The sequence below is a fragment of the Achromobacter ruhlandii genome, from assembly GCF_002082135.1.
GTDB lineage: Bacteria > Pseudomonadota > Gammaproteobacteria > Burkholderiales > Burkholderiaceae_B > Achromobacter > Achromobacter ruhlandii.
On record NZ_CP017433.1, the window covers coordinates 1,450,485 to 1,469,956 of the forward strand.

The window sequence follows — 19,472 nt, forward strand, 5'->3', positions numbered from 1 at the left end:
TAGCTGGGCGGACTGGCTACCCACCTAGCTACCCATTTTTCGTGAGCTGGGAGGATAACGCCTGAGAATCCAGGAAAGAAAGCCGCAAGGATTTATGCGGCTTTCAGAGGGGCGGTGATAGGTGCTGAGAAGTCCAGAGCATTAGACCAAGATTATGTCGTATTTTTCCTGCGAGTATGTGTTCTCCACTTCCAGCGACACGCGCTTGCCCACGAAGTCGCCCAGCATCGCCAGGTGCTGGCTTTCCTCCTCCAGGAACAGATCCACGACGTCCTGCGACGCCAGGATGCGGAATTCCTTGGGATTGAACTGGCGCGCTTCGCGCAGGATCTCGCGCAGGATCTCGTAGCAGACCGTGCGCGGCGTGCGCACGTTGCCGCGCGACTCGCACATGGGGCAGGGTTCGCACAACTGATGCGCCAGGGAATCGCGGGTGCGCTTGCGCGTCATCTCCACCAGGCCAAGCTGGGTGAAGCCGTTGACCGTCATGCGGGTACGGTCGCGCGCCAGCGCCTTTTTCAGTTCGGCCAGCACGGTCTCGCGGTGCTCCTGTTCCTCCATGTCGATGAAGTCGAGGATCACGATGCCGCCCAGGTTGCGCAGCCGCAGCTGGCGGGCGATGGCCTGCGCCGCTTCCAGATTGGTCTTGAAGATGGTGTCGTCGAAGTTGCGGCCGCCAACGAAGCCCCCTGTGTTGACGTCGACCGTGGTCAGCGCCTCGGTCTGGTCGATGATCAGGTAGCCGCCCGACTTCAGGTCGACCCGGCGCGACAATGCCCGCGCGATCTCTTCATCGACATTGGCCGTATCGAACAGGGGGCGCTCGCCGCTGTAGTGCTGGATGCGATCAACCACGGATGGCGTATAGATGCGCGCCCATTCCAGCATTGCCGCGGTCGTGGTGCGGGAATCCACCAGGATCGCGCCGGTGCTCGGGCCGACCATGTCGCGCAGCACCCGCTGCGCCAGCGTCAGATCCTGGTGCAGCAGTGCCGGCGCAGGCTGGGTGCGGGCGGCCGCCTGTACGCTGGTCCACAGCTTGCGCAGGTATTCCAGGTCGGCCGCAAGCTCCTCGTCATTGGCGCCCTCGGCCTGTGTGCGCACGATGAAGCCGCCTTTCTCTTCGGCCGGCATCAGCGCCTGCAGGCGTTCCCGCAGTTGGATGCGCTCGGACTCCGAATCGATCTTCTGCGAAATACCGATGTGCGGATCATGTGGCAGGTACACCAGCATGCGGCCAGCCATGCTTATCTGCGTCGACAGCCGCGCGCCCTTGGTGCCCAGGGGATCTTTGACCACCTGGACCATGATGGTCTGCCCCTCGAACAGCAGCTTCTCGATGGGCGTGGGCGTCAGGCCCTGGCTGCGCTCGCTCCGGTTCTCGCGCAGGTCCGCGATATGGATGAAGGCGGCCCGCTCCAGGCCGATGTCGATAAAGGCGCTCTGCATGCCCGGCAGCACCCGGACCACTCGTCCCAGATAGATATTGCCGACATGTCCGCGCTGGATGCTGCGCTCCACGTGCAGCTCCTGCACCGATCCCTGCTCGACCAGCGCGACGCGGGTCTCGAAGGGCGTGACGTTGATCAGGATATCTTCGCTTAACGCGATGGTGGGGGGCATGGGGGCATCATCTCCAGGGTAAGGGCAGTGCAAGGCGAATAGTAAACGTAGCGGAGCGCCGGGCAAGCATTGCGATAGCCCATGGGCAAGACGACCTATCTATATATATAGACAGGCGGACACCGCATGGATTCCGGTGACCGCGCGGTGGAGCAGGCGGGCATAGCCCTATCTATATAGAGAGACGCACCATTGGGCAAGTGCCGCGGCGGGGAGAGGGCGGCCCGTAGAAATCAGATATCGGGGCGCCGCGCAAAATTCATCAGACTTTTTGCGTCCGGCGTGTGACAGCCCAAATTTCTGTGCTATAGTCTCGCTCCTTCGCAGTTCACGCAGTTTTGTGAGCCGCGAAGCTAGGCAAGTGCAACGGATTTGACGCCACGGCGACGAATCTGTCGCAGGGCAGCAAGGCGGTGAGTCAGCGATGATTCTCTCGAACCGGCGGTCAGCGAATTTTGCGTAAGTCGGTGCAAATCAGGCAGAAGCCAGTTGCACGATCTGCAAAAATTGTGCTATAGTCTTGGGCTTGGCTGGTGACGGCGAATCAGGGTTTACCCGGTAGGGTGGTCTGAATGGCGTTGCAAGCCAACTGGGCGGTAACCAACCTCTGGAGCGATCCGGGGCTGCTGCAAAGTGAAGCGATTCACGAAGTGGTGGGGTTGCAAGATAGAGTGCAAATTAGGCAAAAGCCGGTTGCATAATCTGCAAAAGTTGTGTTATAGTTTCAGGCTTGGCGGTTACCGAAAAATTAGGGTTAACCCTGATATTTCGATAGCTGCTAAAGAGAAAGCCGGGCGCGAGCCTGGTGAGACCTGAAGGGGTCGTAGGCAAGGCAGCGAAGTGAAGCAAACAACGCTGACTTGACAAACGATAAAAACTTCTTCATAATCTCGTTTCTCTGCTGCTGACACAGCGATCGACGCGAAAGCGAAATCGCCGAAGAAAGCAGAAGATGCAGCAAGTAGTTTGGTAGTACAGAATTTAGCAGTACCGCTCTTTAACAATTAAACAACCGATAAGTGTGGGCGCTTGATACGAGTGCACAGTGACTGGTTTTAAAACCCGTCACAAGCACAATGAAATCAAGTGCTCACTAGAAGTGAAGTACCTTAGATGTCAAGTCTAAGCACATACCTCACTTCCTTTGAGTAGCGACGTATGACTCGGTTCTTCGGAACTAAGAAATACGAAACAAATACAGAGATTAAACTGAAGAGTTTGATCCTGGCTCAGATTGAACGCTAGCGGGATGCCTTACACATGCAAGTCGAACGGCAGCACGGACTTCGGTCTGGTGGCGAGTGGCGAACGGGTGAGTAATGTATCGGAACGTGCCCAGTAGCGGGGGATAACTACGCGAAAGCGTAGCTAATACCGCATACGCCCTACGGGGGAAAGCAGGGGATCGCAAGACCTTGCACTATTGGAGCGGCCGATATCGGATTAGCTAGTTGGTGGGGTAACGGCTCACCAAGGCGACGATCCGTAGCTGGTTTGAGAGGACGACCAGCCACACTGGGACTGAGACACGGCCCAGACTCCTACGGGAGGCAGCAGTGGGGAATTTTGGACAATGGGGGAAACCCTGATCCAGCCATCCCGCGTGTGCGATGAAGGCCTTCGGGTTGTAAAGCACTTTTGGCAGGAAAGAAACGTCATGGGCTAATACCCCGTGAAACTGACGGTACCTGCAGAATAAGCACCGGCTAACTACGTGCCAGCAGCCGCGGTAATACGTAGGGTGCAAGCGTTAATCGGAATTACTGGGCGTAAAGCGTGCGCAGGCGGTTCGGAAAGAAAGATGTGAAATCCCAGAGCTTAACTTTGGAACTGCATTTTTAACTACCGGGCTAGAGTGTGTCAGAGGGAGGTGGAATTCCGCGTGTAGCAGTGAAATGCGTAGATATGCGGAGGAACACCGATGGCGAAGGCAGCCTCCTGGGATAACACTGACGCTCATGCACGAAAGCGTGGGGAGCAAACAGGATTAGATACCCTGGTAGTCCACGCCCTAAACGATGTCAACTAGCTGTTGGGGCCTTCGGGCCTTGGTAGCGCAGCTAACGCGTGAAGTTGACCGCCTGGGGAGTACGGTCGCAAGATTAAAACTCAAAGGAATTGACGGGGACCCGCACAAGCGGTGGATGATGTGGATTAATTCGATGCAACGCGAAAAACCTTACCTACCCTTGACATGTCTGGAATGCCGAAGAGATTTGGCAGTGCTCGCAAGAGAACCGGAACACAGGTGCTGCATGGCTGTCGTCAGCTCGTGTCGTGAGATGTTGGGTTAAGTCCCGCAACGAGCGCAACCCTTGTCATTAGTTGCTACGAAAGGGCACTCTAATGAGACTGCCGGTGACAAACCGGAGGAAGGTGGGGATGACGTCAAGTCCTCATGGCCCTTATGGGTAGGGCTTCACACGTCATACAATGGTCGGGACAGAGGGTCGCCAACCCGCGAGGGGGAGCCAATCCCAGAAACCCGATCGTAGTCCGGATCGCAGTCTGCAACTCGACTGCGTGAAGTCGGAATCGCTAGTAATCGCGGATCAGCATGTCGCGGTGAATACGTTCCCGGGTCTTGTACACACCGCCCGTCACACCATGGGAGTGGGTTTTACCAGAAGTAGTTAGCCTAACCGCAAGGGGGGCGATTACCACGGTAGGATTCATGACTGGGGTGAAGTCGTAACAAGGTAGCCGTATCGGAAGGTGCGGCTGGATCACCTCCTTTCAGAGCTTAGTGCTCGTGTTAAGCGTCCACTCTTATCGGTTGTTTGATATAGCTGGGATCGGTTGTGGGCTTGGGTAGAGGGACTCCTCCCTGTGTCCATGACTTCTGACTACTGATCCGGGAAGGTTTTGGGTCTGTAGCTCAGTCGGTTAGAGCACCGTCTTGATAAGGCGGGGGTCGTTGGTTCGAATCCAACCAGACCCACCAAGTATTCGCAGGTAGAGATGCCGTGAATATGGGGGTGTAGCTCAGCTGGGAGAGCGCCTGCTTTGCAAGCAGGATGTCATCGGTTCGATCCCGTTCACCTCCACCAAGACCTGTGCCTGGTGGGATGTAGAGGCTAACTCATAGCGTCGTGCGGATAATGTCTGCCCGGTCTTATGAGTTAGGTTTTACCTGACAGCTATATTCGTTCTTTAACAATCTGGAAGAAGCACAACGAAATGTGCTCATCGAGTAATCAGCTTGCTGATGAAGATGGGTACGGGTTGTGATTGCATTAATTTTGTTCCAAGTTCTCAAGACTGGGGTGAATAACCTCAGACTGCTTTGAAACTTATGAACGGCACAAACGCTAATACTCAGGTCCTATAGCCTACAGCGTTATAGGATCAAGCGACTAAGTGCATATGGTGGATGCCTTGGCGATCACAGGCGATGAAGGACGTAGTAGCCTGCGAAAAGCTGCGGGGAGCTGGCAAACAAGCTTTGATCCGCAGATGTCCGAATGGGGAAACCCACTGCGCAAGCAGTATCCCTGACTGAATACATAGGTCAGTGGAAGCGAACCGGGTGAACTGAAACATCTCAGTAGCTCGAGGAAAAGAAATCAACCGAGATTCCGAAAGTAGTGGCGAGCGAAATCGGAAGAGCCTTCACGTTTTAGCATGCAAGATAGTCGAACGGAATGGAAAGTCCGGCCGTAGCAGGTGATAGCCCTGTAGACGAAATTTTGTGTGTGGAACTAAGCGTGAGAAAAGTAGGGCGGGACACGTGAAATCCTGTTTGAAGATGGGGGGACCATCCTCCAAGGCTAAATACTCGTGATCGACCGATAGTGAACCAGTACCGTGAGGGAAAGGCGAAAAGAACCCCGGAAGGGGAGTGAAATAGATCCTGAAACCGTATGCATACAAACAGTAGGAGCCTCCTTGTGGGGTGACTGCGTACCTTTTGTATAATGGGTCAGCGACTTACATTCAGTGGCAAGGTTAACCGAATAGGGAAGCCGTAGCGAAAGCGAGTCCGAATAGGGCGATTCAGTCGCTGGGTGTAGACCCGAAACCAGATGATCTATCCATGGCCAGGTTGAAGGCACGGTAACACGTGCTGGAGGACCGAACCCACTAATGTTGAAAAATTAGGGGATGAGCTGTGGATAGGGGTGAAAGGCTAAACAAATCTGGAAATAGCTGGTTCTCTCCGAAAACTATTTAGGTAGTGCCTCAAGTATTACTGCGGGGGGTAGAGCACTGTTATAGCTAGGGGGTCATGGCGACTTACCAAACTATGGCAAACTCCGAATACCCGCAAGTACAGCTTGGGAGACAGAGCACCGGGTGCTAACGTCCGGACTCAAGAGGGAAACAACCCAGACCGCCAGCTAAGGTCCCAAATTATCGCTAAGTGGGAAACGAAGTGGGAAGGCATAGACAGTCAGGAGGTTGGCTTAGAAGCAGCCATCCTTTAAAGAAAGCGTAATAGCTCACTGATCGAGTCGTCCTGCGCGGAAGATGTAACGGGGCTAAGCGATAAACCGAAGCTGCGGGTGTGTACTTTGTACACGCGGTAGGAGAGCGTTCTGTAAGCCTGCGAAGGTGGCTTGTAAAGGCTGCTGGAGGTATCAGAAGTGCGAATGCTGACATGAGTAGCGATAAAGGGGGTGAAAAGCCCCCTCGCCGTAAGTCCAAGGTTTCCTGCGCAACGTTCATCGGCGCAGGGTGAGTCGGCCCCTAAGGCGAGGCAGAGATGCGTAGCTGATGGGAAGCTGGTTAATATTCCAGCACCGTCGTACAGTGCGATGGGGGGACGGATCGCGGAAGATCATCAGGGTGTTGGATGTCCCTGTTGACGTATCGAAGATGGCGCTTAGGCAAATCCGGGCGCGTAAATCAAGGGTACGGCACGAGCGAGCATTGCTTGCGAAGTGATTGGAAGTGGTTCCAAGAAAAGCCTCTAAGCTTCAGCTGTACGAGACCGTACCGCAAACCGACACAGGTGGACGGGATGAATATTCCAAGGCGCTTGAGAGAACTCAGGAGAAGGAACTCGGCAAATTGATACCGTAACTTCGGGAGAAGGTATACCCCGGTAGTGTGAAGCGCCTGCGCGCTTAGCATGATGGGGTCGCAGAGAATCGGTGGCTGCGACTGTTTATTAAAAACACAGCACTCTGCAAAGACGAAAGTCGACGTATAGGGTGTGACGCCTGCCCGGTGCCGGAAGGTTAAGTGATGGGGTGCAAGCTCTTGATCGAAGCCCCGGTAAACGGCGGCCGTAACTATAACGGTCCTAAGGTAGCGAAATTCCTTGTCGGGTAAGTTCCGACCTGCACGAATGGCGTAACGATGGCCACACTGTCTCCTCCTGAGACTCAGCGAAGTTGAAGTGTTTGTGATGATGCAATCTACCCGCGGCTAGACGGCAAGACCCCATGAACCTTTACTGTAGCTTTGCATTGGACTGTGAACCGGCCTGTGTAGGATAGGTGGGAGGCTTTGAAGCGTGGTCGCTAGATCACGTGGAGCCATCCTTGAAATACCACCCTGGTTTGTTTGCGGTTCTAACCTTGGTCCGTTATCCGGATCGGGGACAGTGCATGGTGGGCAGTTTGACTGGGGCGGTCTCCTCCCAAAGTGTAACGGAGGAGTTCGAAGGTACGCTAGGTACGGTCGGAAATCGTGCTGATAGTGCAATGGCATAAGCGTGCTTGACTGTGAGACTGACAAGTCGAACAGGTGCGAAAGCAGGACATAGTGATCCGGTGGTTCTGAATGGAAGGGCCATCGCTCAACGGATAAAAGGTACTCTGGGGATAACAGGCTGATACCGCCCAAGAGTTCATATCGACGGCGGTGTTTGGCACCTCGATGTCGGCTCATCTCATCCTGGGGCTGTAGCCGGTCCCAAGGGTATGGCTGTTCGCCATTTAAAGAGGTACGTGAGCTGGGTTTAAAACGTCGTGAGACAGTTTGGTCCCTATCTGCCGTGGGCGTTGGATACTTGACGGAGCCTGCTCCTAGTACGAGAGGACCGGAGTGGACGTACCTCTGGTGTACCGGTTGTCATGCCAATGGCATTGCCGGGTAGCTAAGTACGGAAGAGATAACCGCTGAAGGCATCTAAGCGGGAAACTCGTCTGAAGATTAGGTATCCCGGGGACTTGATCCCCCTAAAGAGTCGTTCGAGACCAGGACGTTGATAGGTCGGGTGTGGAAGCGCAGTAATGCGTTAAGCTAACCGATACTAATTGCTCGTGAGGCTTGATCCTATAACACTGATGGTTATGACCTGGTGATATAGCGTTCCAAGTGTCGTTCAATACAAAATCTGGCTGCCCCGTCAGCAGCCAGCCAACACCAATTACACCCACTGTGCGGGATCATCGAGCTAGTCTCTGATCCCCCACACGTTGCGCTTCTTCCAAGATTGGAGCGGTTGTCCCTCAAAGACAATCTCTCAACCAGTTACGCCTGACGACCATAGCAAGGTGGTACCACTCCTTCCCATCCCGAACAGGACAGTGAAACGCCTTTGCGCCGATGATAGTGGACGGACGTCTGTGAAAGTAGGTCATCGTCAGGCTTTTATTGCTCAAAACCCCATAGGCTCGCGCCTGTGGGGTTTTGTCTTTGTGAAAAGCCTGTTTATGCGTGCGGCATGATCATTGAGCCAAGCTCTGATCATCGCGCATGAAGCTGGCCATGCAGTACCCAGGATTGGAGCGTTCGCCCTTGGGGCGGAATGCTCGGCAGGTCAAGCCTGATACCCATAGCAAGGTGGTACCACTCCTTCCCATCCCGAACAGGACAGTGAAACGCCTTCGCGCCGATGATAGTGGACGGACGTCTGTGAAAGTAGGTCAGTATCAGGCAGTTATTCAGAAGAAAACCCCGCAGGCTGACGCCTGCGGGGTTTTCTTTATGGCCTTGAACAAGACCCATGGCAGGGCGGCCTTGCATTGTAAGCGCGCGACGCCGCCTGTGGATCCCAACCGCCCGCCTCAGCCGGGTTGGTGTCGTGCCGTCTCCGGCAGTTGACGCCTGAGAGCGGCGAAGAACAGCTCCGATTGCAGGCGTTCGCTCTGGATCTGGGCGGCGACCTTGGCGGCGAGTCCGGGAGCGACAGGCACCAGCGGCCGTCCCGTGGACTGCGCCAGTACCTGCGCGGTACAGGCGCGCTCGAGAAAGAACAGGTCGTCGTAGGCGTAGTCGAGACGCTCGCCACATACCACCACGCCATGATTGCCCAGGAAGGCGATATCGGCGCCCTGCATGGCGCGGGCGATGCGTTCGCCTTCGCTGGCGTCCAGGGCGAGGCCGTTGTATTCGCCATCCACGGCGACCCGGCCATGAAAGCGCATGGCGTTCTGCGACAACGTGGTGTCCAGCGTGCGATCTGCCGTGAGCGTCAGGGCCGTGGCGTAAGGCATATGCGTGTGCAGCACACAGGCCTTGCCGGCGATGCGGTGGATCGCTGCATGGATGAACATTGCAGTGGGCTCGACCTCGTGATGGCCGGCCAGTTTGCGGCCTTGCGCGTCGACCAGCACGATATCTTCCGCCTGCACTTCGTGCCACATCAGCCCGCGGGGATTCAGCAGGAAGTGATCAGTGTCACCTGGTAGCGCCACGCTGAAGTGGTTGCATACCCCTTCGCCCAGTCCGTGGGCCGCGGCGGCGCGCAGGGCCAGTGCCAGGTCGGCGCGCAGACCGGCAACGCGTTCGGCATGGAACAGCGCATCGGCGAAGTGAGGATCTTTGTTCATGGGCAGCCCGAAATGTTGATCGACAGGGAAGTGTTGCGTTGAGTGGCTCGCCGTAAAGGCGCCCGGATGATCGCCGCTTTGTGCGTGCTCCGGCCGGCGATGGAATATGACGCCGGCCATGCGGCCTTACATCCAGCCGGCTTGTTGGAACAGGCCGGGGACTTTATCCAGAGTCGATACAGTAGCGTCGGGGCGATAGTCCGGCAAGGGTTGGCGGCCGGTGCCACGATCGATCCAGACGCAGCGAAAGCCGATATCGCGCGCGGCCGCATGGTCCAGGTGAGGACTGGCGCAGATGTGCACCACTTCATCGGGCGTGACGCCAAGGCTGTCGTGGGCATGCGCGAAGATCCGCCGCGACGGCTTGTAGGCGCCAGCTTGCTCGGCCGTGATGACGCGGTCGATATGGCCACCCAATTGCGCCACGTTGCCGGCGATGATGCCGTCATCGGTGTTGGAGATGATGCACAGGCGGAATCCGGCGCGCTTGAGCGCGGCCAGTGTACCGACCACTTCGGGAAAAGGTGGCATGGCGGAAATGCTGTCCGTGAGCAATGCGGCGTCATCGGGCCGGTACGCCAGGTCGAGGTCGCGCATGGTCAGGCGCAGGGATTCCCGGGAGATGTCGGCGAAGGACATGTGGGGCGGCGTGCGTTCCAGGCGATGTTCGTGCTCGTCATAGACGTGCAGGAAGTGCGCGGGTGTCGGCGCATGGCGTTGGGGGTTGGCGGCGAGGATACGCGCTACCGCGGCCTGTAGTCCTTCGTCCCACTGAATGAGGGTGCCGTAGCAATCGAAGGTCAGCCATCGTGGGCGGGGCAGGTGGTCCAGGGGCATGGGATTCTCCTTTTGAAAAGCCGGTCGGGAAAGGTCAGCTTAGGTGGGACACTGTGAGTTGTAAAATTAATAAAAGTACTCATGTCAGTGGAATCACGAATATCCCATGGCGTGAATCCTTAAGCCCTCTCTCGCCGATTGGATAGCCCATGCTCGACCTGGAATTGCTCAAGACTCTTGTGTGCGTCGCGGACGAAGGTAGCTTCACGCGAGCCGCCGGCCGCGTGCATCGCACGCAGTCCACCGTGAGCCAGCAGGTGCGCAAGCTGGAACAGGCGGTCGGCAAGACACTGCTGCTGCGCGACCGCGCGGGCAATCAGGTGGCGGCCACGGCGGATGGCGAGCTGATGCTGGCATACGCGCGCAAGTTGCTGGCGATGGCGGACGAGGCGGAGCTGGTGTTGTCCGCGCCGCGCCGCGTGCAGGCGATCCGCTTGGGAATTCCCGAGGACTTCGACGTGTCGCGCCTCGCGGCATTGCTGGCGGGGTTCGCCGCCAGCCATCCGGATATCCGCCTGGAAACCGGCAGCGGGATGAGCTCGGATCTGAAGGCCCGCTTGGCGGCGGGGGAATTGGACTTGGCGCTGATCAAGCGTGAGCCTGGCGAGGGGCCGTGCCTGGCGGCGTGGCCTGAACGCCTCGTCTGGGCAGGCGACAAGCGTCTGTTGCAGCAGGCGGGGCCGGTGCCGCTGGTGTTGTTCCCGCACGGATGCATTTACCGCAAGCGCATGATCTATGCGCTGGAGAGCGCCGGACGGCCGTGGCGCGCCGCGTATCACAGCCAGAGCCTGGCGGGCGTGCAGGCGGCGGTCAGCGCGGGGTTGGGTATTTCACTGCTGCCGGCGTTCGCGCGGCTGCCGGAGCACGGAATACTCGGCGTCGCGCAGGGGTTGGCGCCGGCGCCGAAAACCGAACTGGCGATCGTGGGCGAAGCGCGCCTCGCCGCCGGCGATGCGGTGGCCAACCTGGTGGCGGTATTGAAGCGGGCAGTGGGCCAGGACGACAATGCTTCGCCCGGCCTCGCGCCATCAGCTTAGATCGCCATCCACGTAATACCAGCGACCGGCTTCACGCACGAAGCGGCTGACTTCATGCATTCTGCTGGCGCGTCCGGCGAGGCGGCTGCGCGCGACGAATTCGACCGTGGCGTGGTCGGCGTCCTGGTCGCGAGCCTGCTTGACGGTCAGGCCCAGCCATTTGAGGCCTGGCGGGTTGGGTTCAAGCGACGCGGGGCGAGTGCTGGGATGCCAGGTGTCGAGCAGGTAGGCGAGCCTGTCCAGCACGAAAGCGCTGTAGCGCGAGCGCATCAGGTCTTGCGCGGTGGGGGCCTGCAGCGCCAAGGGGCCGGCGTGCCAGCGGCCGCAGCAGGCGGTGTACGACTTGGCCGAGCCACAGGGACAGGCGATCGGGTCGGGCGTGGTCACGGCGGGCTTCAGGCGAGCAGGTCGCTGTATTCAGGATGGCGGCGCATGTAGACGTCGGCGTAGGAGCACTGTGGCCGCACCTTCCATCCCTGGGCGCGCGCGGAATCCAGTGCGACACGGGTGAGTTCGGCGGCGATGCCGCGACCGCCCACCTGGCCGGGAACGCCGGTGTGGGTGATGGTCATTACGCCGTCGCGCAGATGGTAGTCCAGCACGCACAGAACGCCATCGACCGTGGTTGTGAAGCGGGAGTGCTGGGTGTCGTGGATGACGGAGACCATGGGAATTCCTGCGTGAAATTGGACGCCCCAGGGGGACGGGCATCCTTCATAGGATACCAGTGGCGCGACCCGCGGCCGTCGGCACCGCGACGGTGCTTCGGCGAGGGTCGAGTGAACCCGCTGGAGCGAGGCCCGAGGATTGCCTTACGGGAAGGTCAGCGCTGCAGCGCTTTCAGCAGCGCGGTCAGTTGCGCATCGCGTGTTTCGACCAGGTCGGCGATGCTGCGCGTGCCGGCCTCGGCGTTGACGCCTTCGATCAGCCGGCGCTGCAGTTCAGGCGTGACCTCGGGGGTGCCCAGGTCATCCCACCAGGTCTGCACCGGTCCCAGCAGGTGTTTCATGAAATGCGCCATGCCGCCGGCGCCGCCGCCCAGGTTGAACGTCATGTGCGGGCCGAACAAAGCCCAGCGCAGGCCGGGCCCTTGCGATACGGCGGCGTCGATGTCGGCCACGCTGGCGACGTTCTCGGCGGCCAGATGGATAGCCTCGCGCCACAGCGCGGCCTGCAGGCGGTTGGCAATGTGGCCGGGGACTTCCTTGTTGACGCGGATCGGGTACTTGCCCAACTGGCGATAGAAGTCGATGCAGCGGTCGATGGTGGCGGCGGAGGTCTGCCTGCCGCCCACCACTTCCACCAGCGGGATCAGGTGCGGCGGGTTGAACGGGTGGCCGATGACGAAGCGCGAGGCATGTTCGCACCGCGCTTGCAGGCGGCTCATGATGAGTCCGGATGAGCTGGAGGCGACGATGGCGTGGGGCGGCAGCAATGCGTCCATGCGCGCGAACAGGTCGGTCTTGAAATCTTCGCGCTCGGGCGCATTCTCCTGGACGAAGTCCACGTCGCGCAACGCAATGGCCAGGTCGGATTCGAAGCGCAGCCCGTCGGGTGAGGCCCCCGCGGCGACGCGTCCCAGCTCCGCCAGCACTGGCCAGGCCGCGGCAACGCGCGCGCGCGTCAACGGCTCGGCATCGTCCGCGGGATCGCAGACCACGACGTCGAGTCCGTGCGCCAGGAACAGTGCGGCCCAGCTGGCACCGATGGTGCCGGCGCCGACGATGGCGACGCGGCGGATGGCGGGGAAGGGGGACGTGTCGGTCATGCGGCGCTCCGGATGGGTCGAAGGGAAGGTCCATTGTGAAGCAAAGACGATCGGGTTGCCACGCGCGCCGTTGAGCGGCAAGATGCGCTCCATGCCGGCACCCGCCGTACTTCCTTCTTCACATGACGCGCAACATGAATGCCTCCCGCTCCGGCTCTCGCGCCGCGGTACCGTATTTCTGCCAATGGGAATCAGCCGATCTGGCGGGCGCGATCATCCGCAAGGAGTTGCGCCTGGAGGACGATCCGGCGTGGCGGGCATCCGGGGCGCGGGATGTCGACGAATACGCGCGCTGGGCCAGTCATGTGTGTGGCATGGCTTGCCTGAAGATGGTGCTGGCGGCGGAGTCCGGCGAGGTCCATCCGACCTTGGCCCTGATGCGCCGGAGTCTGCCGTATGGCGCCTACACGCTGGCCGAGGATGGCGTCATCAAGGGGTTGATCTACGCCCCGTTCGTGCGCTTCGTCGCGCAGGAGTTCGACATGCGTGCCGAAGTGCGGGTCGGCCTGCGCGCCGACGCGCTGCCGGACTTGATGACGCAGGCAAAGTACTTCATGGCGTCCGTGCATCCGTGGATCCGCTGGCCGGACCGCGAGCCGCCCGCCAAGGGCGGCCACCTGGTGCTGGTGACCCGGGCCACGCCGCAACACGTGGTTTTTCACAATCCGTCCGGCGAGTCCGGCGCGCAGGCCGATGCCAGCGTGTCGCTCTCCGACTTTGACCGGTTCTTCGCCGGGCGCGGCGTGGCGATCCTGGGCCCGGCCTGAGCGAGGCGCGCGCTACGCGTTGCGCGTGCCCCGTAGATGACGCCACACCAGCAACCCGGCGCCCAGGTAGCCGCCGGCGATGATGGCGTAGGCGGCGGGCAGGCTTGCATGCCAGTCCGGCAACAGGTGCAGGATGGTGCCCATCAGTGCGACGCCCACCAGCGCGCCCGATTGGCGGTTGGCGTTCAGCGCGGCCGCGGCGCTGTTGGCATGGTGCCTGCCCGACACCTGCATGACGACGCTCGTCATGGCGGGCACAGCGACGCCCACGCCCAGATTTGCGAGCGCCACGACCATGGCGAAGGGCCAGTAGGCCATGTCGGGAGCGAACGTGAAGAGGCCGACCGCGCTCATCGCGGCCGCCAGCGAGATGCCGCCCAGCAACGCGGTCGAAACGTTCCAGCGCGCCGATACGCGGCTCGATAGCAGGTTGCCGATGGAAAAAACCGCCAGCATGGGCACCAGCTGGATGCCGGTCTCCAGGGCGTCGGCGCCGCGCGCCTGCTGCAGGAACAGGCTGAGCAGGAACAGCTGTCCATAGGCGGCGAGGTTGATCAGGAACCCCACGCCGTTGGCCGCCGCGAACTGGGTGGTCTGGAACAGTGCGCGCGGCAGGATCGGCTCCGCGTGTCGCCGTTCACGGCGCACCAGCGCCACGGTGGCCAGGACGCACAAGGCCACAGCCGCCAGAATGGGCGCAGACGACCAGCCGTAGGCGTTGCCCTGGATCAGGATGAAGCACAGCGATGCCAGCGCGATGACCCCGAGCAGGTGGCTGATCGGGTTCAGGGCGCGCGGGCGTTTCGGCGCGGCCTGGATGCGTTGCCGTGCCAGCCAGAGGCCGGCCAGGCCCAGCGGCAGGTTGATGAGAAATATGCCGCGCCAGCCGAACTGATGGATCAGTACGCCGCCCAGCAGCGGGCCCGCGGCGCCGGCCACCGCCACGATGGCCGACCATGCGGCCAGCATCCGGTTGCGCACCTGCTCGTCCTCGTAGGCATGGGTCAGCAGGCTGAGCGAACTGGGCATGAAGAGCGCGGCGCCCAGCCCCTGCAGCATGCGGGCGGCGATGAGGAGGTCGCCATTCGGCGCGATGCCGCACAGCAGCGACGCCAGTGTGAAGACGCCGAGGCCGCACAGGTAGATGGTCTTGGCGCCGTAGCGATCGGCCAGGGCGCCTGCCACCAGCAGCAGCGCGGCGAAGGTCAGGGTGTAGCCATCGACGATCCAGACGAGATCGGTGAGCGGCACGGTGAATTGCTGCGCAATGCTGGGCAGGGCGACATTGACCACGGTGACGTCCAGCATCGCCATGACGAAACCGATCGCCAGCGTGACCAGGGGGAGCAATCCAGTGGCCGCGGGCCGGGGGGAGGCGTTGGCGGGCAGGGGCGGAACGGAGGGGGCAGAGCAGGCGGTGCGCATGGCGGGGACTTCCGGAGCTTTCCGAGGCGCACAGATTAGGCGCTTTCCCTGATGCAAAAAAGGGGAATAATCGCTTCCTTGTGATGCAAAATCGCATCGTGTGGATATTCTCGACGGGAGCAGGCTGGGGTCATGGATTGGGACAATGCACGGATCTTCCTGGCGATCTATCGCAATGGCACCCTGCGCGGCGCGGCCGCGCTGTTGCAGATCGACCAGGCCACCGCCGGGCGCCGCCTGGCGGCGTTGGAAACGTCGCTGGATGCGCGCCTGTTCCTGCGGACGCCGTCGGGGTATGTGCCGACCGCGGCGGGCGAACAGGCCTTTGCCGCCGCCGAGCGCATGGAACAGGCGGCCGACCAGTTGCAGCGGCAGATGCAGGGGCTGGATCACCGGCTCTCGGGCGTGGTGCGGCTGGCGACCTCCGAAACGGTCGCCAGCTATTTCATCATGGAGGCCATTCGTCGCCTGCATGCCCAGCATCCCGATATCCGGGTGGCGCTGTCGACGTCGATCCAATTGAGCAACCTGACACGGCGCGAGGCCGATCTGGCCATCCGCAATGTCAAGCCGGACAGTCCCGACCTGATTCACCGCCACCTGGCGCGGCGCGAGGTCGGACTCTATGCGTCGAAGTCCTACATTGCGGCGCATGGCGAGCCGCGTCCCGGCACCGCGTTCGCCGGCCATACGCTGGTGACATATCAGCAAGCGGTGCTGCCGGGCTGGTCCGATACCTTTTGTGGCGAGCCGACGGGTAATGGCCGCATCGCGGTGGAGCTGAATTCGGGAATGCTGATTATCGAAGCGGTGGCCGCGGGCCTGGGCATTGGTGAATTGCCGATCCATATGGCGCCGCAGTATCCGGACCTGGTGCGGATCTGGCCGAACCGCAGCGAACCTTATGACCTGTGGCTGGTGATGCACGGCGACCTGAACCGTACGGCGCGGGTGCGCGCGGTGGCGGACGCCATCATTGCCGTGTTCGAAGCCGGCTGACCTGCGGTAAACCGTGGCTTGTGGGCAGGGGCGAGGGGCGCTAAGGTTTGACGGTCCGGCGGCATTGCGCCGCCCGCCTTCCATGTCGTCGAAACAGGAGTGTCGTGTGTCCGAACTTTGGCGTTTGTCCGCAGTAGAGCTTGCCGCCCGCATCCGCCGGCGTGATGTTTCCGCAGTCGAGGCCACGCAAAACGCGCTGGCGCGCCTGCAGGCCGTGAATCCGCTGATCAACGCCGTGGTCGATCACCGTCCCGACGACGCGCTGGCCCAGGCCGCCGAGGTCGACCGCGCCCTGGCCCGGGGAGAAGATCCGGGGGCGTTGGCTGGCGTGCCGGTGACCGTCAAGGTCAACGTCGACCAGGCGGGCTACGCCACCACCAACGGCGTGACGCTGCAGAAGGACGTGGTCGCCAGCGTCAACAATCCGGTGGTCGACAATCTGCGCCGCGCCGGCGCGGTGATTATCGGACGTACCAATACGCCGGCGTTTTCGTTGCGCTGGTTCACCGGCAACCGGCTGCACGGCGACACCCTCAATCCTCGGAATCCCTCCCTGACCCCAGGGGGCTCGTCCGGCGGCGCGGCGTCTGCGGTGGCGGCAGGCATCGGACACCTGGCCCACGGCACCGACATCGCCGGCTCCATCCGCTATCCCGCCTATGCCTGCGGCGTGCATGGCCTGCGGCCGTCGCTGGGCCGGGTGGCCGCCTTCAACGCGGCCTTGCCTGAGCGCACCATCGGGGGGCAGATCACGGCGGTTTCCGGACCCTTGGCCCGCAGCATCGCCGATCTGCGATTGGGGCTGGCCGCGATGGCGGCGCCCGATCCGCGCGATCCATGGTGGGTCCCCGCGCCGCTGACCGGACCCGCGGCGCCGCGCCGGGCGGCGCTGTGCCTGAGCCCGGATGGCATGGATACCGAACCCGCGGTGGTCAAGGCATTGCAGGATGCCGCCCGACGCCTGAGCGAAGCCGGCTGGGCGGTGGATACGGTCGACCAGGTGCCGCCGTTGCGCGAAGCCGCGGACCTGCAGATCCGCATGTGGATGGCCGATGGCTACGAGGGCATGGTCGAGGTGGCACGCAAGGAAGGCGACCGTGGCGCGTTGACGGCGCTCGAAGGCCAGCGCGCGCGCGTGGCGGACATGGACATGGCGAAGTTCTCGGCGGTGCTGACGCGGCGCGCGACGCTGACGCGCCTGTGGGAGTTGTTCCTGGCGCAATATCCGGTGCTGTTGCTGCCGGTGTCGGCCGAGCTGCCTTTCACCGACAATCTCGATCTGCAGGGCGATGCCGCTTACGAACGGGTCTGGCGCGCGCAGATGACGCAAATCGGGCTGCCCTTCATGGGCCTGCCGGGGTTGTCGGTGGCCATGGGCAGCGCCGGTGATCGGCCGGTGGGAGTGCAGGTGGTGGCGGGACGCTATCGCGAAGACCTGTGCCTGGCCGCCGGGGAGGCCATCGAGGCGGCCGGGCCGATGGTCACGCTGGCGGAGCCGGTGGCGCGTTGACCCTGGCCGGTGGCGCCACCGCTTCCCGCCGCCGGGAGCGCCGACCGGCACGGCGGCTCAACGTGGCGCCGCCTGCCATTCGGATCGCAGCAAGCCCATCATGCCGGTGTCCCAGCGGTCATTGCCGGCGCGGGTGGACGAGCGTCGTACCCCTTCCAGGGTGAAACCCAGGGCTTGGTAGGTACGGATGGCGGGGGTATTGAACATGTACACGTTCAACTCCAGCCGTTCAATGCCTGGCGTGCCGAAGGCTTCGCGGATCATCAGGGCCACCATTGGCCGGGCCAGGCCCTGGCCGCGCGCCTCGGGGGCAATGGCGACACGGCCCAGGCGGGCGTTGCCATCGCGCCAGTCGTACGCCAGTTGCGCGTGGCCGATTGACTGGCCGTCGCGACAGGCCATCCAGCAACGGCGTGTCGGCGGCTGTGCCTGGCCTTCGCGCAGCATCGCGTCCATGTCGGCCGTTTCGAGCGGATAGGCCACGTGCGATCCGCCCCATTGCACGACCTCGGCGAGGCTATTGAACCAGCTGGCGAGCTGGGCGTAGTCCGTGGTCGAGAAGGGGCGCAGGGTCAGCATGGTTGAAGCCGTGGTGGGTAGCGGCTACCCGCTTAACCGGCAGTGAAACGCAGTTTCAAGACGCCGAGGTCGCCGTAGGCGAGTGCGATGTCGCGGTTGGCGGGCACGTCCAGGAAACCGGCGTAGGAGCCGGTGATGACGTGCTGGCCGGCGCTCAGGCCCAGGCCCTGTTCGCGCAGGAAATTGGCGAGCCAGTACAGGCCGGCCTTTGCATGATTGTTCGGATGGATGCCGGCGTGCTGCTCGACTTCGGCGCCGTCAACCGAGAGGGTAAGGGTCATGCTGGCGGGGGCGGCGTCGGGTGAGGCGATGCGCGGTCCCAGCACCAGGCCGGCGTTGAACATGTGGTCGGCCAGCAGTTCCGGCAGGCTGGCGTGTTCCGGCGCGGCGTAGCGGCAGCCCAGGATCTCCAAGGCCAGGCGGGCCGAGCCGATGGCGGCGTCGATCTCCGCATGGGTATAGGGTTCGTCCCGCGTGGGCAGGTCGCATGCCAGTTCGAACGCGATTTCAGGCTCGATGCGCACCACCGGCGCGCGGGCAGGGACGACATCGCCATGCGCCACGGACGAGGCATAGATCGGCGCCACCACGGTTTTTTCGGGCGACGGCAAGGCGCTTTTCCAGGCCGCGATGGCGTCCTGGCGCGTCTCGCGCAGCAACCGCGCGGTGCGCTGCTGTACCGCCAGGGCCTGGCCCTGGGTCTGCGGGCGACAGTCCGCCGGCAGGCGCGGCCCGGCGATGCCGGCTTCGCGCGCGGCGATCAGGATGCGGGCCGCTTCGGCGCAGCCGGGATAGTCTTCGATCTGGAGCCGCATGCGCGTCACATTCCCATGAACAGCAGGGTCCACAGGACGATCATGGCGATCAGGCCCAGCCAGCACGAGCCCCAGAAGCCGACGATCGGCCATTTCAGGGCCAGCGGCGTCTTCTTGGGATCGACATGGCCCAGCAGGTCGTTGGCGTTGCCGATCAGCCAGAAACGGGTGCCGGGGAACATCAGGCGGAAGAAATAATCCAGCATGATGGCAGCCTTGATCGCCAGCGGATATTGTTCGAAGGGACGGTGCTGAAGATAGGGATGCTTGAGCGCGGCGTTGATCTGCTTGCTCTTGAAGAAGAACAGCACCAGGCCGCTCAGCGAGCAGGTGATGAAGCACAGCACGAAAAGGCTGAAGGCCATGGCCATGGCGGGTGAGTGCATGA

The 19,472-nt window shown here is 61.8% G+C and carries 14 protein-coding genes, 2 tRNA genes and 4 rRNA genes; 10 read left to right on the top strand and 10 right to left on the bottom strand.

Going from position 1 to position 19,472, the window contains the following annotated elements:
- Window positions 1–141: 141 nt before the first annotated feature.
- Window positions 142–1,623 (bottom strand): ribonuclease G, encoded by a 1,482-nt coding sequence (gene rng, locus AruCF_RS06600; protein ID WP_049072669.1) that lies wholly within the window; start codon window positions 1,621–1,623, stop codon window positions 142–144.
- A 1,206-nt stretch (window positions 1,624–2,829) separates the two neighbouring features.
- Between rng and AruCF_RS06605 the strand changes: the two genes are divergently transcribed.
- The 6 genes from AruCF_RS06605 (at window position 2,830) to rrf (AruCF_RS06630) (ending at window position 8,453) form a co-directional block, all read left to right on the top strand.
- Window positions 2,830–4,360: ribosomal RNA gene (locus AruCF_RS06605) — 16S ribosomal RNA — on the top strand.
- Window positions 4,361–4,490: 130 nt separating this feature from the next.
- Window positions 4,491–4,567 (top strand) — tRNA-Ile (locus tag AruCF_RS06610).
- Between the two features lie 30 nt (window positions 4,568–4,597).
- Window positions 4,598–4,673 (top strand) — tRNA-Ala (locus AruCF_RS06615).
- A gap of 296 nt (window positions 4,674–4,969) precedes the next feature.
- A 23S ribosomal RNA gene (locus AruCF_RS06620) occupies window positions 4,970–7,850 on the top strand.
- A gap of 201 nt (window positions 7,851–8,051) precedes the next feature.
- A 5S ribosomal RNA gene (rrf, locus tag AruCF_RS06625) occupies window positions 8,052–8,164 on the top strand.
- 176 nt (window positions 8,165–8,340) lie between these two features.
- Window positions 8,341–8,453: ribosomal RNA gene (gene rrf, locus AruCF_RS06630) — 5S ribosomal RNA — on the top strand.
- Together the 16S, 23S and 5S rRNA genes with 2 tRNA genes alongside form the textbook arrangement of a ribosomal RNA operon.
- Window positions 8,454–8,582: 129 nt before the next feature.
- On the opposite strand, the gene AruCF_RS06635 is transcribed toward rrf (AruCF_RS06630), so the two are convergent.
- Window positions 8,583–9,347: an aldolase gene (locus tag AruCF_RS06635; RefSeq protein ID WP_049072670.1), complete on the bottom strand. Its 765-nt coding sequence runs from the start codon at window positions 9,345–9,347 to the stop codon at window positions 8,583–8,585.
- Between the two features lie 126 nt (window positions 9,348–9,473).
- Complete coding sequence (locus AruCF_RS06640; protein WP_049072671.1) at window positions 9,474–10,184, bottom strand: haloacid dehalogenase type II; 711 nt, start codon at window positions 10,182–10,184, stop codon at window positions 9,474–9,476.
- 149 nt (window positions 10,185–10,333) lie between these two features.
- Between AruCF_RS06640 and AruCF_RS06645 the strand changes: the two genes are divergently transcribed.
- Window positions 10,334–11,221: a LysR substrate-binding domain-containing protein gene (locus AruCF_RS06645; protein WP_049072672.1), complete on the top strand. Its 888-nt coding sequence runs from the start codon at window positions 10,334–10,336 to the stop codon at window positions 11,219–11,221.
- On the opposite strand, the gene AruCF_RS06650 is transcribed toward AruCF_RS06645, so the two are convergent.
- The 3 genes from AruCF_RS06650 to AruCF_RS06660 form a co-directional block, all read right to left on the bottom strand.
- Window positions 11,213–11,608 carry a YchJ family protein gene (locus AruCF_RS06650; RefSeq protein ID WP_049072673.1) on the bottom strand — a complete coding sequence of 132 codons (396 nt, stop codon included), beginning with the start codon at window positions 11,606–11,608 and terminating at the stop codon, window positions 11,213–11,215. The genes AruCF_RS06645 and AruCF_RS06650 overlap by 9 nt on opposite strands.
- A gap of 8 nt (window positions 11,609–11,616) precedes the next feature.
- Window positions 11,617–11,889 (bottom strand): GNAT family N-acetyltransferase, encoded by a 273-nt coding sequence (locus AruCF_RS06655; protein ID WP_049072674.1) that lies wholly within the window; start codon window positions 11,887–11,889, stop codon window positions 11,617–11,619.
- Between the two features lie 155 nt (window positions 11,890–12,044).
- Window positions 12,045–12,989 (bottom strand): 3-hydroxyacyl-CoA dehydrogenase NAD-binding domain-containing protein, encoded by a 945-nt coding sequence (locus AruCF_RS06660; protein WP_049077606.1) that lies wholly within the window; start codon window positions 12,987–12,989, stop codon window positions 12,045–12,047.
- 134 nt (window positions 12,990–13,123) lie between these two features.
- Between AruCF_RS06660 and AruCF_RS06665 the strand changes: the two genes are divergently transcribed.
- Complete coding sequence (locus tag AruCF_RS06665; RefSeq protein ID WP_049077607.1) at window positions 13,124–13,756, top strand: cysteine peptidase family C39 domain-containing protein; 633 nt, start codon at window positions 13,124–13,126, stop codon at window positions 13,754–13,756.
- A 12-nt stretch (window positions 13,757–13,768) separates the two neighbouring features.
- Here the strand turns inward: AruCF_RS06665 and AruCF_RS06670 are convergent, their stop codons facing one another.
- Window positions 13,769–15,181 (bottom strand): MFS transporter, encoded by a 1,413-nt coding sequence (locus AruCF_RS06670; RefSeq protein ID WP_080977359.1) that lies wholly within the window; start codon window positions 15,179–15,181, stop codon window positions 13,769–13,771.
- 132 nt (window positions 15,182–15,313) lie between these two features.
- On the opposite strand from AruCF_RS06670, the gene AruCF_RS06675 reads away from it, so the two are divergent.
- Window positions 15,314–16,180 (top strand): LysR family transcriptional regulator, encoded by an 867-nt coding sequence (locus AruCF_RS06675; protein WP_049072676.1) that lies wholly within the window; start codon window positions 15,314–15,316, stop codon window positions 16,178–16,180.
- Between the two features lie 106 nt (window positions 16,181–16,286).
- Window positions 16,287–17,690: an amidase family protein gene (locus tag AruCF_RS06680; protein WP_049072677.1), complete on the top strand. Its 1,404-nt coding sequence runs from the start codon at window positions 16,287–16,289 to the stop codon at window positions 17,688–17,690.
- A gap of 57 nt (window positions 17,691–17,747) precedes the next feature.
- Here the strand turns inward: AruCF_RS06680 and AruCF_RS06685 are convergent, their stop codons facing one another.
- Genes AruCF_RS06685 through AruCF_RS06695 form a run of 3 tightly spaced genes read right to left on the bottom strand, consistent with a single transcriptional unit; the run spans window position 17,748 to window position 19,470 of the window.
- A complete protein-coding gene (locus AruCF_RS06685) occupies window positions 17,748–18,269 on the bottom strand; it encodes a GNAT family N-acetyltransferase (protein WP_049072678.1) in 522 nt (173 codons plus the stop codon).
- 32 nt (window positions 18,270–18,301) lie between these two features.
- Window positions 18,302–19,084: a 2-keto-4-pentenoate hydratase gene (locus AruCF_RS06690; RefSeq protein WP_049072680.1), complete on the bottom strand. Its 783-nt coding sequence runs from the start codon at window positions 19,082–19,084 to the stop codon at window positions 18,302–18,304.
- Between the two features lie 5 nt (window positions 19,085–19,089).
- On the bottom strand, window positions 19,090–19,470 hold the full coding sequence (locus tag AruCF_RS06695; protein ID WP_169536588.1) for a hypothetical protein: 381 nt from the start codon (window positions 19,468–19,470) through the stop codon (window positions 19,090–19,092).
- Window positions 19,471–19,472 lie beyond the last annotated feature (2 nt).